Source organism: Rahnella sp. CJA17(1/100) (assembly GCF_963881615.1).
In the GTDB taxonomy this organism is placed as follows: Bacteria; Pseudomonadota; Gammaproteobacteria; order Enterobacterales; family Enterobacteriaceae; genus Rahnella; species Rahnella aceris.
This window is the reverse complement of the sequence record NZ_CAWOJA010000033.1, coordinates 170,604-185,410: the sequence shown is the minus strand read 5'-3', so window position 1 is coordinate 185,410 and position 14,807 is coordinate 170,604. Positions and strand designations below refer to the sequence as shown.

The 14,807-nt window shown below is 55.5% G+C and carries 11 protein-coding genes; 4 read left to right on the top strand and 7 right to left on the bottom strand.

The window, feature by feature from the left end; translation table 11 throughout:
- Positions 1 to 245: 245 nt before the first annotated feature.
- Positions 246 to 836, top strand: coding sequence for an aminoacyl-tRNA hydrolase (pth, locus tag AACU55_RS15525; RefSeq protein ID WP_037034067.1), 591 nt, complete (start codon positions 246 to 248; stop codon positions 834 to 836).
- A 91-nt stretch (positions 837 to 927) separates the two neighbouring features.
- Here pth and AACU55_RS15520 read toward each other — a convergent pair whose 3' ends face one another.
- From AACU55_RS15520 to AACU55_RS15500, 5 genes are all read right to left on the bottom strand, one after another.
- On the bottom strand, positions 928 to 2,832 hold the full coding sequence (locus AACU55_RS15520) for a cation-translocating P-type ATPase (protein ID WP_134705699.1): 1,905 nt from the start codon (positions 2,830 to 2,832) through the stop codon (positions 928 to 930).
- 12 nt (positions 2,833 to 2,844) lie between these two features.
- Complete coding sequence (hflK, locus tag AACU55_RS15515; protein ID WP_134705698.1) at positions 2,845 to 3,888, bottom strand: protease modulator HflK; 1,044 nt, start codon at positions 3,886 to 3,888, stop codon at positions 2,845 to 2,847.
- The gene (gene hflC, locus AACU55_RS15510) at positions 3,885 to 4,919 is read right to left on the bottom strand and encodes a protease modulator HflC (RefSeq protein ID WP_134705697.1); all 1,035 of its coding nucleotides are present in this window, start codon (positions 4,917 to 4,919) and stop codon (positions 3,885 to 3,887) included. The genes hflK and hflC overlap by 4 nt, the downstream gene beginning before the upstream one ends.
- Positions 4,916 to 6,874 carry an SPFH domain-containing protein gene (locus AACU55_RS15505; protein ID WP_134705696.1) on the bottom strand — a complete coding sequence of 653 codons (1,959 nt, stop codon included), beginning with the start codon at positions 6,872 to 6,874 and terminating at the stop codon, positions 4,916 to 4,918. Before AACU55_RS15505 ends, hflC begins: the two co-directional genes overlap by 4 nt.
- A 212-nt stretch (positions 6,875 to 7,086) precedes the next feature.
- Entirely contained in the window at positions 7,087 to 8,568 is a 1,482-nt protein-coding gene (locus AACU55_RS15500) for a SulP family inorganic anion transporter (protein ID WP_013575598.1), read from the bottom strand.
- Positions 8,569 to 8,786: 218 nt separating this feature from the next.
- On the opposite strand from AACU55_RS15500, the gene ychF reads away from it, so the two are divergent.
- The 3 genes from ychF to AACU55_RS15485 all read left to right on the top strand — a co-directional run bounded on the left by ychF (position 8,787) and on the right by AACU55_RS15485 (position 12,816).
- Positions 8,787 to 9,878 (top strand): redox-regulated ATPase YchF, encoded by a 1,092-nt coding sequence (ychF, locus tag AACU55_RS15495; RefSeq protein ID WP_013575599.1) that lies wholly within the window; start codon positions 8,787 to 8,789, stop codon positions 9,876 to 9,878.
- 172 nt (positions 9,879 to 10,050) lie between these two features.
- Positions 10,051 to 10,398 (top strand): HNH nuclease YajD, encoded by a 348-nt coding sequence (gene yajD / locus AACU55_RS15490; protein ID WP_013575600.1) that lies wholly within the window; start codon positions 10,051 to 10,053, stop codon positions 10,396 to 10,398.
- 210 nt (positions 10,399 to 10,608) lie between these two features.
- Positions 10,609 to 12,816: a TonB-dependent receptor gene (locus AACU55_RS15485; protein WP_134705695.1), complete on the top strand. Its 2,208-nt coding sequence runs from the start codon at positions 10,609 to 10,611 to the stop codon at positions 12,814 to 12,816.
- Positions 12,817 to 12,874: 58 nt separating this feature from the next.
- On the opposite strand, the gene AACU55_RS15480 is transcribed toward AACU55_RS15485, so the two are convergent.
- Together AACU55_RS15480 and AACU55_RS15475 are read right to left on the bottom strand one after the other, a co-directional pair.
- Positions 12,875 to 14,059 (bottom strand): sensor histidine kinase, encoded by a 1,185-nt coding sequence (locus AACU55_RS15480; RefSeq protein ID WP_134705694.1) that lies wholly within the window; start codon positions 14,057 to 14,059, stop codon positions 12,875 to 12,877.
- A complete protein-coding gene (locus tag AACU55_RS15475) occupies positions 14,056 to 14,754 on the bottom strand; it encodes a response regulator (protein WP_037034076.1) in 699 nt (232 codons plus the stop codon). Before AACU55_RS15475 ends, AACU55_RS15480 begins: the two co-directional genes overlap by 4 nt.
- Positions 14,755 to 14,807 lie beyond the last annotated feature (53 nt).

The following is a 14,807-nucleotide window of genomic DNA, read 5'->3' as shown; positions in this document are numbered from 1 at the left end:
TTTTCCTGCCTTTAACTATAGACGTCCCATCCGGTTCACTTTGCGGTCACGATCACAGACAGAGAACATTGAATGACAAATCTTTACGTTTTCCAGGCAGATACGTTCGGAAAGTGAATAGTCAGACACGTAAACTATTCAAAATCTGGCACATCAGGCGGGTTTGCCCTGTCTGATATTTGGCACAGCCCAAAGTGACAGGTAAACTAGCGCGCTAAACCTCACCGGATAAAGAAGCGAACATCGTGAGCAGCATTAAATTGATCGTTGGACTGGCCAATCCCGGCGCAGAATACGCCCAGACCCGCCATAATGCCGGCGCCTGGTACGTCGACCTTCTCGCCCGCCAGCACAACCAGCAACTGAAAGAAGAAAGTAAGTTTTTTGGTTATACCGCCCGCCTTTCTCTGGCCGGTCAGGACGTCCGTCTGCTGGTGCCGACCACCTTTATGAACCTGAGTGGCAAAGCGGTTCTGGCGATGGCACAGTTCTATCGCATTGAGCCCGATGAAATTCTGGTCGCGCATGACGAGCTGGATATCCCGCCGGGCATGGCGAAAATCAAGCTGGGTGGGGGTAACGGCGGCCACAACGGCCTGAAAGATATTCAGAGTAAATTCGGTAACAACCCGAACTTCTACCGTCTGCGTATCGGTATCGGGCATCCTGGCGATAAAAGCAAAGTGGTGGGATTTGTGCTTGGCAAGCCGCCAGCCAGTGAACAAAAGCTGATTGACGACGCGATTGATGAGTCGCTGCGCTGTACTGAGTTGCTGATGAAAGAAGGTTTGGAAAAAACCATGCGTCGCCTGCATACCTTCAAAGCTGAGCTTTAATCGCCGCTTTTGACAAGAGTGTTAGCCGGGTGCAAAAGAATCGAGCCTGGCTAACACCTGAAATTTTAGAAATATAACTAACCGACTTTATTTAAAGCGGCTCATCAAAACGCAGCAAACGCCCCGCATTCCCCAGCACCAGCAAAGTGCTGAGATTATGCAGCAACGCGGCAATCAGTACGCCCCCCACGCCTAACCACCCCATCGCGGCCGCCGCCATCACCACCAGCGTCCAGCCCAGCCCGATGAACACATTGATTTTCAGCGTCCTGCGGCAGGCACGGCTCAGTCGGACACAGGTGCCGAGACGGCGTAAATCGCTGCCGATCAGCACCACGTCGGCGGAGGCCAGCGCGATATCACTGCCGCCCGCCCCCATCGCAATGCCCACCACGCCCGCTTTTAACGCCAGCGAATCATTAATGCCGTCACCGACCACCATTGGCCGGAACCCTTGCGCAATTTCCGCTGACACCTGATGCAGTTTATCTTCCGGTAAAGCCTGCGACACCACGTCACTGATGCCCAGTTCTCCGGCAATACGCTCAGCCACGCTGGCGCGATCGCCGGTCAGCAGCAGTTGTCGCTGCAGGCCAAGCTGACGCAGTTCAGCTAACGCCGTCTGCGCCTCAGGCCGCAATGAATCTGCCAGCAACAGCCAGCCGAGAAAATGCCCGTTCAGCCCCAGACCAACCAGCGGCCCGTCATGTTCAGGTACGACGGTCATCGCGATAGTGTTCTGGCTGAAGAATGCCGGGCGCCCTAACAACGCCTCGCCTTGCGCAGTTTGCGCCCGCACGCCCATGCCCTGCTGTTCCGACACGTCTTCCAGCGGTAAGTATTGTTCACGCGGCAGTAACTTAGACAGCGCACGGCTGACCGGATGGCTGCTCGCCGCGCCCAGACTGGCCGCCAGACGGAGCACGGCGTCAGAGGATTGATGCTCTGCCAGCACCGTGCGTTGCAGATGCAGTTCACCGTGGGTCAGCGTGCCGGTTTTATCCACCACAATAGCGTTCAGATCCGCCAGTTCCTCAAGAAAAGCGGAGCTGCGGATCAGAATGCCGTGACGCGCAGCAACGGCGATACCGGCGATTGCCGTGGCCGGTGCGGAAAGCACCAGCGCGCACGGACACGCCGCCACCAGCACCGCCAGCATGGCGTGAGCATCACGGGTGATAAACCAGGTCGCGGCGGCAATCAGCAGAATAAGCACCAGATATTGCCCGGCATAACGCTCAAGCAAACGGGTGATCGGCGGTTTGGCATGCTCCGCTTTTTGCATCAACGCAATCACTTTTCCGAGCGTAGCATCCGCACCGGTGCGCGTGACTTCAACGCAAAGCAATCCGTCGAGGTTGATGGCACCGCCAAACACATCGTCACCCGCGCAGGCTTCCTGTGGCACCGATTCGCCGGTGATCGGTGCAGTGTCGAGACTGGCGCGACCTGATAACACACGGCCATCGGCGGGCAACCGGTCACCGGCGCGCACTTCAATCCGGTCACCGGTTCGCAACTGATGGTTGTCGATTTCTTCAATCTCACCATCGGGCAAAATCCGCCGGGCGCGGCTGCAGGTCAGATGGCTGAGCGCATCGATGGCTTCCTGCGAACCGATAACGCTGCGCTCTTCCAGAATATGACCAAAAATCATAATGCCCGGCAGCAACGCGGCGGTCATCAGGTCTCCCGTGGCCCACGCGCCAAGCATCGCCAGCGCAATCAACTGATCGGTGACGCCGTGCAGGCTCGGGCTGCGCAAACTATAAATTGCCGAGCGCAGCACAGGAACTGCCACCAGCAATGACGCCACACCAAACAGAATTTGCCCGACATCGCTTTGCTGTGGAAACCACCATTGCCAGATCCAGCCGCACAGCAGCAGACCAAACGCCGCCATCGCCAGAAGCAGCTGAACCGCCATGCGCCGCTGTTCATGGCGCGTTAACAGCACGCTTTTCGCTGCCGGTTCTTCAGAAGTAAAAGAAGTCACAGGGCAAATACCTCAGGGTTGAGAGGATGGACGGTCTGGCCCCGGCAGGATCAGATGTGCATCGTCATGGGGATCAACGGCAGTGACGCCGCCCGCATGGGCAAGGATTGCCGGCATCCGTTCACGCCACAGACGCCACAGTAATTCAGGTGAATGATCATTCGCCAGTTGCACCACGGTTGCAGTCTCCGTGGAAGCACGGGCTATCTGTTCGCTGGCTTTGGCATGGGAGACCTGTAAGGTGCGATCTGCCGCCTGAACCGCCTCCTGATGCACACTGGCAGCCTCATTACTCGCGCTGGCGATGTTCTGATCCGCCTGCTGACTGGCCGTCAGTACGGCATTAAACGCCTCAACCGCCGACGGTGGCAGAGAAGACTGCACGTCAACGCGACGGACTTCGATACCGGAGTTGCTGCCTGCAGCTCTCAGGGCGGCGAGTTGCTGATTAATGCCCTGACGTAAATCGCCGCGCAGCCGTTCCCGGCGTTCGGCGATATGGCTGTCGTTACCCACCATTTCCGGCCGCGCAACCAGAATGGTATCCAGATCGCGTGAGGCACAAATCGCCACCGCCGCGTGCTCGGTTAAACGATCCAGGGCCGGTAACACGTGTTCCCCCTGCAGCACAAACGCCACCGGATCGGTAATCACGTAATACACCTGCACATCCAGCTGAACCACGCCGGAATCACCGGTCAGCAAATACCCCGCGCCCGCGACGGCATCACTTTTCTCGCCACCGGTATTGGTCCACGCAGGCACAATGTTTTCTCTGAGCAACGCGGTCACGTGATGCTCGATTACCCGGTCAGCGGCAGGTAAAATTTCTACCTGCTCCAGCGGTTCCGGCCACGCCAGCAACAACCCGGCTCCCGCCGTGCGGGAAACCGCACCAAAGCGCATCACCACCGCGCGCTTATCCGGCTCTATCTGCCGCACATTGGAGAACAGCCAGTTCGCGGCGGCAATCAGCGTCATGGTAAACAGCGCCAGACAGGCTATGCGTCCTGCCTGAAACCACGCATTCCCCTGAAAGCGGGACAACGGATTCATGGCCGCGGCCCGTTGCTGGCGGCGGGCAAGGCGGGCGGACCTTCAACCAGTTGCCGGAACGGTGCGGCATCAGTGCGCAGCACCAGCTGGGTGCCCGGCGTGATCACGCTGTTGAGCGTGTCAAGCGAGCGCAACAAATCGTACAATTCGGGGTTACTGGTCCGGGCTTTAGCGTATATCGCCGCGCTCTGAACCTGCGCCTGCGCTTCAATATTGGCTGCGCTGACCGACGCATCGGCCTTAATCACACGGGCATCGCGTTCGGCGGAAGACCGGATTTCAGCCGCCTGACGCTTACCTTCGGCGGACCGCTCGGTGGCAATGGTTTCCCGTTCTGCCCGCATGCGATCCACGGTGGCATCTAACGTCACCGACGGTAATGTCAGCCGTTCAACGCCGACCTGCACCAGTTCAATGCCATAGCTGTCGAGCAACTGGCGGGCGATCTGATCATGCAAATGCTGTTCAAAACCCGGAAGGCGGATTTTACTGGCATCAGTGTTAACCAGATCAGCCAGTGCAAAACCGCTGGTGGTGGTTTCCAGCGCCGAACCAATAAACGTTCGTATCTGCGCGGCGGCCATATCCGGCTGATTTTGTACCGCGCGGATAAAACGCTGCACATGCTGAGGATCGTTTTTCACCTGCCAGACAGTATAAGCCTGAACAATGATCCGCAGACCGTCACGGGTGCCGACATCCTGCAACCCACTGGACGTGGTGCGGATACGTAAATCCACCGGGATCGCGGTCTCCAGCGGCACCGGCAGATGCCATGCCAGTCCCGGTTGCAGCAGTACACGCACCGGATTACCAAAGCGCGTGATCACCATCGCTTCGCCGGAACGCACCTGCACCAGACAGGCGGTGGCGGCAATCAGTGCCACCAGGACGATGGCAACCGTAACCCGTCGCCAGAGTCCAGGGGCCGCCGGGCCGGAATGATGATGGTGATGTCCGGCACCGTGATGATGTCCGCCATGTGCATCGTGATCGTGTCCGTGGGCTTCAGGTTGTTGGGAATCATTCACCGGGTAGTCTCCGCGTTGACAGAATGCGCCGCTTTATCCGCTCCGGGCGTAAATGGCAGGGTAAAATTTCTCAGATCCAGCACCGGCGAAGTCCCGCCGCCAATACGGTGATCAACAATCAGAACTTCCGGATGCTGCTGCATCGCCAGAATCAGCTGACTAAAATAACGGTCGGTCAGGAACGACTGTCCGCCAGCCTGATACGCCTGATTTTCTGCGTTAAAGCGCAACGCCATGACCTGTGCCTGGTCGAGATTTTCGTGGCTTTGTGCACTGGCGGTATCCTGCGCCAGACGGGCAAATTGCTGTGCCGCATTGAGTTGCTGCGCGGCCTGCCCTTTCTCACCGGCGATGGCGCTTTGTGCCAGAATTTGTGCCGCCTGTACGCTGTGATACGCATCCGCCGCACCCGCAGGTGGATGGATTGATTCAATCACCGTAGCCAGCAGTTCCACGCCGCTGTTGAGATGATCAAGCTGGCTCTGTACTTTCCGGCCAATATCTGCGGCAAGGCGTGTCTGATCACTTCCCAGCAGGCTGTCGAGCGTACGCGAGGAAAAATCATGCACCAGCACCTGGTTGGCAATACTGCGGATCAGCACCGGCATATTGTCGGTGTGATAGAGGCTCGCCATCGCCGCGCCGTCATTCATGGCGATGCGGTACACAAAGCGGACATCCATATTCATGATTTGAAAACTTTGCCTGTCACGGGTGGCACTGGCGATGATTTGTGATTTATCGCTGCTGTGGCCGGAGTCCCACAGACGGTTTGCGCTTTCAGGCGCCGGGCCTTCGGCGGTATCAGCCACCGTGACCGGTGTGGTGGTGACCGGTTCTTCGGAACCGGTGGTGAGTTCATGTACTTCGCCGTTATCAACCATTAGCGTACGGCCAAATGGCCACGGCAGACCTGCATGTAAACCGGGTTGTCGGACCGCCACCGGTTTGCCGAAGGATTCATAAATTCCGCGCTGGGTCAGCGGCACCTCGCTGATGCCCGTCAGCAGCCAACCGGTCAGCAACAAGATTGCGGCCAGCGGTAACAGTGCGCGACGCATAAAATGAAACGCCCGGATCTGACGAAGATCGATACCAAAATGCTGATGCAGTTCGTTTTGCACAAACTGTAACGGACGCGGCGGCCAGCAAATCTGCGCGGCCAGCAGGCTGCCCGCAATAAACTCCGGCTCTTTATCCTCACGCGGCGGCGAAAACATCGCCATCAGCGCCCGCAGGAAAAGCTCCAGCGCCACCATCCCCGGTAACAATCCGGTGAGCATCAACAGGTGGGCAGGCCACACCGAAGCCTCACGGGCAAACATCAGGGCTAATGCACTCAGCAAAAACACGCCAATCATCATGCGCATCATCGGTGCGAGCTTTGCCGCTTCCGGCCATTCCAGCGGGTTTTTTAGCGTCCAGTGACGCTCCAGAACCAGTACAGCAAAGGCGCAGAGAATGAATACCGAACCGGCAAAATACCCCGCCTCACCGGCGTCATTGGCCGGTATTGGCAACTGCCATAACACACTGATGAGCACAATTGCGGCAAACGCAGGAAGCGCCTGGAAGAACACATGCGCGTCAACATAACGTAAAACAGGACGCATCCAGGGGCGGGAAATCAGACGTTGGGGAAATCCGGAAGACGCTTCCGGCATGGCGGTTTCAACAGCAGGTGCAAATTGTTGCGTCCGCCAGCGGGAGATACGCCGGGCACATTGCAGGGAGGCAGCGCAAACCCACATCGCCGCCATGATATTGCCGGTCACCCAGGGCCACACCGATGCCGGAGAGACCAGATACAGCATCAGCAAGATCAGATACATCACGCTGCTGATCACCATAATGGGGTTGATCAGCCCGCTCAGCCAACGCGTGTGGGTGGCGGCAGACTGAAAGCGCAGCTGTTTACTGGCGTTATCCGTCCCGGATACTTTGTCTGTACTCATGTCCGCTCCGGCAGTGGAAAAAATACCCCGCAGCGCAGGCCTGAAGCCAGTTAGTGCGAAGTTGACCGGGCGTAACGGTATAACATTACAGAATTTTCAGCGATATGAATTTGGCCGCTTTTTTGCCCCGAATTGTAAGCATTTATCTTTAAAGGGCCACAAGCGGGTGAATAACGAAAAAGGTGCCGTTTTTAAGCGACACCTTTGAGGTTTCAGAGATTATCTTCAGCCACGTAATATTGCGGATCGTCGAGTTCGTGAGAACAGAATGGCCCGGCTTTTTTGAGCAAACTCACGCAATCATTGCTCAGATGACGCAGGCGAATGGTTTTACCGGCATCGAGATAGCGCGTGGTCAGTTTATCAATCGCCTCCACTCCGCTCGAATCCATGACCCGCGTACCGGCAAAATCCAACACTACATTTTGCGGATCGTTTTCAGGATTAAACAGCTCGGCAAAGGTCGCGGCAGATCCGAAGAACAGCGGTCCGTCCAGCTTATACACTGCCAGGTCGCCTTTAGTTTTATGCTCGCGCACACGGATACGCGCCTGCTGCCAGGCAAAAACCAGCGCCGAGATAATCACGCCACTGATCACCGCCACGGCAAGATCGGTGAAAATCGTGATGACGGTGACAATCAGCATCACCAGTACATCAGCTTTAGGCATGCGGCGAAGACGGCGCAGCGAACTCCACTCAAAGGTGTTGTAGCAGACCACCAGCATAATGCCCGCCAGCGCTGCGACCGGCAGCAAGCCAATATAACCGGACAAACTGACCACAAACAGGATCAGTAAAATGGCGCCGACTGTACCGGAAATTCGCCCCCGACCGCCGGAGGTGAAATTAATGATCGATTGCCCAATCATCGCGCAACCGGCGAAGCAACCGAACAGACCGCAAATCGTATTCCCCGCTCCCTGCGCAATACTTTCACGGTTGCCGTTGCCCTTCTGATGACCCATTTCATCAAGCACGGTCATCGTCAGCAGCGATTCAATCAGGCCGACCAGCGCTATCACTACCGCATAGGGCAGCACGACTTTCAGCATCTCAACATTGAAAGGCGCAACCGGCAGGCTGAAGTGTGGCAACGCCCCTGAAATATCTGCCAGGTCACCCACGCGCAAGGTGTGCAGGTTAAAACCGATCGCTACGGCCGAAACGACGATCAGCGCTGCCAGCGAAGAAGGAATAATTTTGGTCAGTTTCGGGAACAGCACCACCACCAGAATCGCCAGCAACACCAGTCCGTACATCAGCAGTCCCTGCCCGGCAATCATGTGCAACTGCGCCAGCATAATGACAATTGCCAGCCCGTTCACAAAGCCGTGAACCGCAGGTAACGGCACCAGCCGGATAAATTTCCCGAGGCGGAAAACACCAATCAGAATCTGAATCACCCCGGCAAAAATGGTCGCCCAAAGCACGTATCCCATACCGTGTTGTGCCGCCAGACTCATCAGCACCACCACAATGGATCCCGCTGCACCGGACACCATGCCCGGTTTACCGCCGAACAGTGCCGTCACCAGCCCGATAATAAACGCCGTGTGCAAACCGACAATCGGCGACAATCCGGCAACCAGTGAAAACCCGACCGCTTCGGGGATCATTGATACCGCCACCACAAATCCGGCCAGCGTTTCGTTCTTCATTTCAGACAACTTCAGACCACGCGGATTAAACATAAAACATCCGGTACATTTCCCGATCAGTTAAAAAATTGTGACAAGTATCTAAAAATGAACCAGGCGAGGCAAGGTTTATCCTGTGTACTGACAACAGTGGCGGCCACAAGCGGATCGAGATAAATGCGGTTCTCGTGTATAATGCGGGGAATTGTGGTCATTACATCGTGCGGTTATATTTAATCGTTTGATAATTAAGATATTAAGGTGAGAAAAACATGGGATTCAAATGCGGTATCGTCGGCCTGCCGAACGTCGGTAAATCTACTCTGTTCAATGCGCTGACCAAAGCGGGTATCGAAGCAGCAAACTTCCCGTTCTGCACCATCGAACCGAATACCGGTGTGGTACCAATGCCCGATCCGCGTCTCGACCAGTTGGCCGAGATTGTAAAACCGCAGCGTATCCTGCCAACCACCATGGAATTCGTGGACATCGCGGGTCTGGTCAAAGGCGCATCTAAAGGTGAAGGTCTGGGTAACCAGTTCCTGACTAACATCCGTGAAACTGAAGCCATCGGCCACGTTGTGCGTTGTTTCGAAAACGACAACATCATCCACGTTAACAACAAAGTGGATCCGGCTGATGACATCGAGGTTATCAATACCGAACTGGCATTATCTGACCTCGACACCTGCGAACGCGCGATTCACCGTGTGCAGAAACGTGCCAAAGGCGGTGACAAAGATGCGAAGGCAGAACTGGCCGCACTGGAAAAATGCCTGCCACAACTGGAAAACGCTGGCATGCTGCGTGCACTGGATCTGACAGAGGAAGACAAAGCGGCCATCCGCTACCTGAGCTTCCTGACGCTGAAACCCACCATGTACATCGCCAACGTTAACGAAGACGGTTTCGAGAACAACCCTTACCTCGACGTCGTACGCAAAATCGCAGACGCCGAAGGCTCCGTGGTCGTTGCTGTTTGTGCAGCGGTTGAATCTGACATTGCCGAACTCGACGACGCTGACCGTGAAGAATTCATGGCTGAACTGGGCATTGAAGAGCCGGGCCTGAACCGCGTGATCCGCGCCGGTTACGAACTGCTGAACCTGCAAACCTACTTCACCGCTGGCGTGAAAGAAGTTCGTGCATGGACCATCCCTGTCGGCGCAACGGCTCCGCAAGCCGCAGGTAAAATCCACACTGACTTCGAGAAAGGCTTCATCCGCGCACAAACCATCGCGTTCGAAGACTTCATCACCTACAAAGGTGAGCAAGGCGCGAAAGAAGCGGGCAAAATGCGTTCAGAAGGCAAAGACTACATCGTTAAAGATGGCGATGTGATGAACTTCCTGTTCAACGTCTGAACCGCACTTCAGTTTCCGCTCCATACAGAATCCACGCCCTTGCGTGGATTTTTCTTTTTTATCCCCTCCTAAGATCGTCCTCAGCTCCCTCTTTTATTTCTCCTTCCGCTCCGTTACGGGATATATTAAGGGCACTATCGTAAATTTTCTCTTTGTAACGGGTAACATCTCAATGGCACTGATCCCAAAAAACTACCAGCGTCTGGAAAGCGGATATCGCGAGAAAGCGCTAAAAATCTATCCGTGGGTGTGCGGACGTTGTTCGCGGGAGTTTGTGTATTCAAACCTGCGTGAATTAACGGTTCACCATATCGACCATGATCATACCAATAATCCGGAAGATGGCAGTAACTGGGAGTTGTTGTGCCTGTATTGTCATGACCACGAGCATTCAAAGTACACCGAAGCCGATCAGTACGGTTCAACGGTGGTGGCCGGTGAAGATGCGCAAGATGATGTCGGTGCCGCCACCTACAACCCGTTTGCCGATTTACAGGCGATGCTGAATAAGAAGAAATAGGGTCGATTCCGCTCCGCTCCTCCGGCAAAACTAAAAACCCCGGTATTCACCCAAATCCACGCGATGCCGTGGATTTTTTATGATGAACGAGGCGATTTCCGCCACATAAGTTAGTCCCCTGATATTTTTCTTGCATCCCAAAACGCCATGCGCATAATCGCAAATTCAAATAATAATGATTCTCAGTCCTTTTTACATTAGGGTTACATTATGCGCGAAAAAAATTCACCCACAGGGTTTAAACCGACCCTGCTGGCACTCTTCGTCAGCGTAAGCTGCATGCCTGCGATTGCAGCCACCGCCCCTGCTCCGGCGACCAGCTCAACGGCGGCGACAGGCGATACCATGACTATCGTCAGTGCGCCGGATAATGAATTCAAACCCGGCGGCAATGAGCTGGTTCCGGCCTATCTGGACGGTCAGGTGGCGCATGGTGGTCGCCTCGGCATGCTTGGCGAACAGAAGGCAATGGATGTGCCGTTTAACGTCATCGGCTTCACGTCAAAACTGATTCAGGATCAGCAGGCGCGGACCATTGCTGACGTGGTGCGCAATGATGCCACCGTCCAGAACGTGCAGGGATACGGCAACTTCGCCGAAACCTACCGCATTCGTGGCTTCCAGCTCGATGGCGATGACATGACGTATGGCGGATTGCCGGGCGTGGTGCCGCGTCAGGTGATGGATGCGTCGTTAATCGACCGCGTAGAAATTTTTAAAGGTGCGAACGGATTACTGAACGGCGCGGCAACAAGTGGCGTAGGCGGCATGATCAACCTTGAACCGAAGCATGCGGATGACGCGCCACTGACCCGTGTGGGCGTGGATTACACCTCCTCTTCTCAGGTTGGTGGCACCCTGGATCTGGGCCGTCGTTTTGGCGATGACAACCAGTTCGGTGTCCGTCTGAATGCCGTTAACCGTGAAGGCGAAACCGGTATTGATGGTGAGAAAAAACGCACCACCGCAGCCTCACTGGGCCTCGATTATCGCGGTGACCGCCTTCGTACCTCTGTGGACATGGGCTATCAAAAGAAAACCTTCCACGACGCCCGTCTTGGCGTGAATATCAGTGGTGTGGATTTCATCCCTAAAGTGCCATCCAACAGTCACAATTACAGTCAGGACTGGGTATACAGCAATATTGAGTCCGAATTTGGTATGGCCAAAGCGGAATATGATGTGACTGATGACTGGACAGTGTATGGCGGCGTTGGGGCACAGCATTCGCATGAAACCGGCGACTATGCCTCCCCTGCGCTGAAAGATGCTGACGGAACGGCAACGATTGGTCGTCTGGATACCAACCGCATCATCAATAATTTCAGCGGAATGGCGGGAATTCGCGGCAATTTCGATACCGCCTTCATCACCCACAAGGTGAATTTTGGTTATTCTGCACTGACTTCACGCAATAATACGGCGTGGCGTATGGCCTACGGTGCCAATGCTGAAAACACCAATATTTATCACACCACGAATGTCCCGAACCCGACACCTAATCTGTCTGGCGGTAATTATGACGACCCGCTGACCACCGGGCGTAACCGGACTCAGGGCTATCTGTTAACCGACACGATGGGCATCCTGGATGACACCCTGCTGTTCACCGTCGGCGCCCGTCATCAGAAAGTGATCGTCCGTAATTACAGCAATGCGACCGGCGCTGAAGACGTGTCATCACGTTACAGCGACAGCCGCTGGATGCCGACGTACGGGGTTGTGTATAAACCGTGGCAGGTGATTTCCCTGTACGCCAACCACACCGAGTCTTTACAGCCGGGCGATGTGGCACCGAATAATGCGAAAAACTACGGTTCGACCACCGGCATTGCCCATTCAAAACAGAACGAAGTGGGTGTAAAAGCGGACTTCGGGCGTGTTGGCGGTTCACTGGCATTATTTGAAATCAAAAAACCGTCAGGCATTTTGGACAGCAATAAATTCTACAATCTGGACGGTGAACAACGTAACCGGGGCGTGGAGCTGAACGTCTTTGGCGAACCGGTGCTGGGCCTGCGTCTCAACGGCAGCGCGACCTGGATTGATCCGGAAATGACCAAAACCGAAGACAACACCTATAACGGTAAAGATGCGATTGGCGTGCCGCGCTACAACCTGGTGCTGGGTGCAGAATATGACATCAAACCGGTTGACGGCCTGACGGCCACCGCGCTGGTGAACCATTCCGGCTCACAGTGGGCAGACTCAGCCAACACGAAGAAAATCGACGCTTATTCCGTTCTGGATCTTGGCGTGCGTTACCGCACCAAAATCAACCAGAATGATATGGTCTGGCGTGCTGGTGTTGATAACGTGACCAATGAAAAATACTGGTCAAATATCGACAGCACCGGAACCTATATTTATCAGGGAAAAACGCGCGCGCTCAAAGTCTCCATGACGTACGACTTCTGATATGGATATAAAAAGGGGATGCATTCAGCATCCCCTTTTTTATTACAGTGCGAATTTTTTATTGGCTGTTTTCCGGCAGCGGTAAACTGACCGTGACCATCAGCCCGCCCTGTGTTTGCTTCGCCGCATGGATCCCCCCGCCGTGCGCTTCACAAAACGCACGGGCGATGGATAAACCCAATCCGCTGCCCCCGGAATGGCGTGCGCGGGAAGAGTCCGCCCGGCTGAAGCGTTCAAACATAACAGGCAGAAAACTGTCATCCACACCCGGACCGTTGTCCCGGAACGTTATGTCATAACCGCCATTGCCGGGCGCAATGGCGATGTCCAGACGCCGTCCTTCCTGCGCATAACGCAGCGCATTTTCCATCAGAATGGTAAATACCTGCCCGAGCCGGAACGGGTCACCGACATAACGGCACGGCGTCTCCGGCGTCAGGGCGATGTCAAAACCGGCTTTCGTCGACTGAGGTTTCAGCCAGGTCATCCGCTCGCGCAGCAGATCGGCCAGATCCAGTTCTGTCTTGCTGAGGTTAAGCTGACCGGCATCCGCCAGCGACAGCAGATGCAGTTCGTCGATCAGACGGTTCAGATGCAAAAGCTGTGTCATCACCATCTGCAACTGCTGCGGCTCCGGGCGGAAAACACCGTCCAGCATGCCCTGCAAACGCCCCACCGCCGCCGTGAGCGGTGAGCGCAGTTCATGCGCCATCGCCACATGGGAGGCCCGCAGCTCCCGCTCATAGCGCGAAAGTTGCAACATCATGGCGTTAAAATCATCCGTGAACTGAATCAGTTCCGCCGGCGCATTTTTCACCGGCTCAGCCCGCGTATTAAAATCTCCCTGCGTGACCGCACGCGCCACCTGGGCCAGACGGCTGAATTGTGACGAAAGCGGTCGCGCGGCTTTTAATCCCAAAATAGCGATAAACGGCGTCACCACGACCACCAGGATGCCAACCATGATCCAGTCGGCCGAGGCGATGGAGGGATCGGAGTAACGCGCGCCCCAGCCCTGATCGACAATCTCATGAAACCGCGCAAGATTAAGATCCGGATTATCCCGCAGCACGTAAAACTCTGCCCTGAGTGCGGGAGACATATGGTGCAATACCCAAAGATTCTCAATGACAAAACGCAGCCACATGCACAGAGCAATCACAACAACACTGCCGATGGCCAGCGTCAGGATCCGCACACAAATCCAGCGCCACAGGGACTGATAGTGAGAGTGATGGTTCATGGCTGTCTGAACCGGTAACCGACGCCGCGCACATTGACTAACACGTTAACGATGCCTGCGGATTCGAGTTTTTTACGCAAATTATAGACATGCGTATCGACCACCCTTTCCAGCGCCTCGCTTTCCGGCAGGCAATGCTCCAGCAAATACTGACGTGAGAACGGGCGTGTTGGTGCCCGCATTAATGTGCTCAGTACGCCAAATTCTGTCGGGGTTAGATCAAGATAATGCGGTTCGCCCGAGGCAGAGCTAACCGCCGCCGTCAGCGCCCCGACATCCACGTCGAGACCCTGCCAGCGCAACACAGCAGACGTGTTGTTTTCGTCTGTCGCCACACGACGCAGTACCGCCTGCACCCGCGCCACCACCTCACCGGGGTTGTAAGGTTTGACCACATAATCATCCGCACCGAAGCGCAGCGCGCCAATTTTATCGGGCATGTCGCCCATCGCCGTCACCATAATCACCGGCGTGCTGCTTTCACGCCGCAGCGATGCCAGCACATCAGTGCCGCGCATCCCGGGCAGCATCACATCCAGCAAAATGAGATCCGGCTTCCAGCGCAGCGCATGCTCCAGCCCGGAAATGCCGTCACCGGCAATCTGTACGTCATATCCTTCGCGTTTTAAATACGCATCGAGAACGTCTGCCGCATCGGCATCATCTTCAATAATCAGGATCCGCTTTGTTTGCATTGAGTCGCCCTGGCTGTTTCATCATAAATTTCCGGCAGTTTACTGACCCTGCC

Coding starts and splice junctions, on each gene's coding strand:
- hflK (WP_134705698.1), bottom strand. CDS start 3,888: ATGAATCCGTTGTCCCGCTTTCAGGGGAATGCGTGGTTTCAGGCAGGA.
- AACU55_RS15505 (WP_134705696.1), bottom strand. CDS start 6,874: ATGAGTACAGACAAAGTATCCGGGACGGATAACGCCAGTAAACAGCTG.
- AACU55_RS15500 (WP_013575598.1), bottom strand. CDS start 8,568: ATGTTTAATCCGCGTGGTCTGAAGTTGTCTGAAATGAAGAACGAAACG.
- ychF (WP_013575599.1), top strand. CDS start 8,787: ATGGGATTCAAATGCGGTATCGTCGGCCTGCCGAACGTCGGTAAATCT.
- yajD (WP_013575600.1), top strand. CDS start 10,051: ATGGCACTGATCCCAAAAAACTACCAGCGTCTGGAAAGCGGATATCGC.
- AACU55_RS15485 (WP_134705695.1), top strand. CDS start 10,609: ATGCGCGAAAAAAATTCACCCACAGGGTTTAAACCGACCCTGCTGGCA.
- AACU55_RS15480 (WP_134705694.1), bottom strand. CDS start 14,059: ATGAACCATCACTCTCACTATCAGTCCCTGTGGCGCTGGATTTGTGTG.
- AACU55_RS15475 (WP_037034076.1), bottom strand. CDS start 14,754: ATGCAAACAAAGCGGATCCTGATTATTGAAGATGATGCCGATGCGGCA.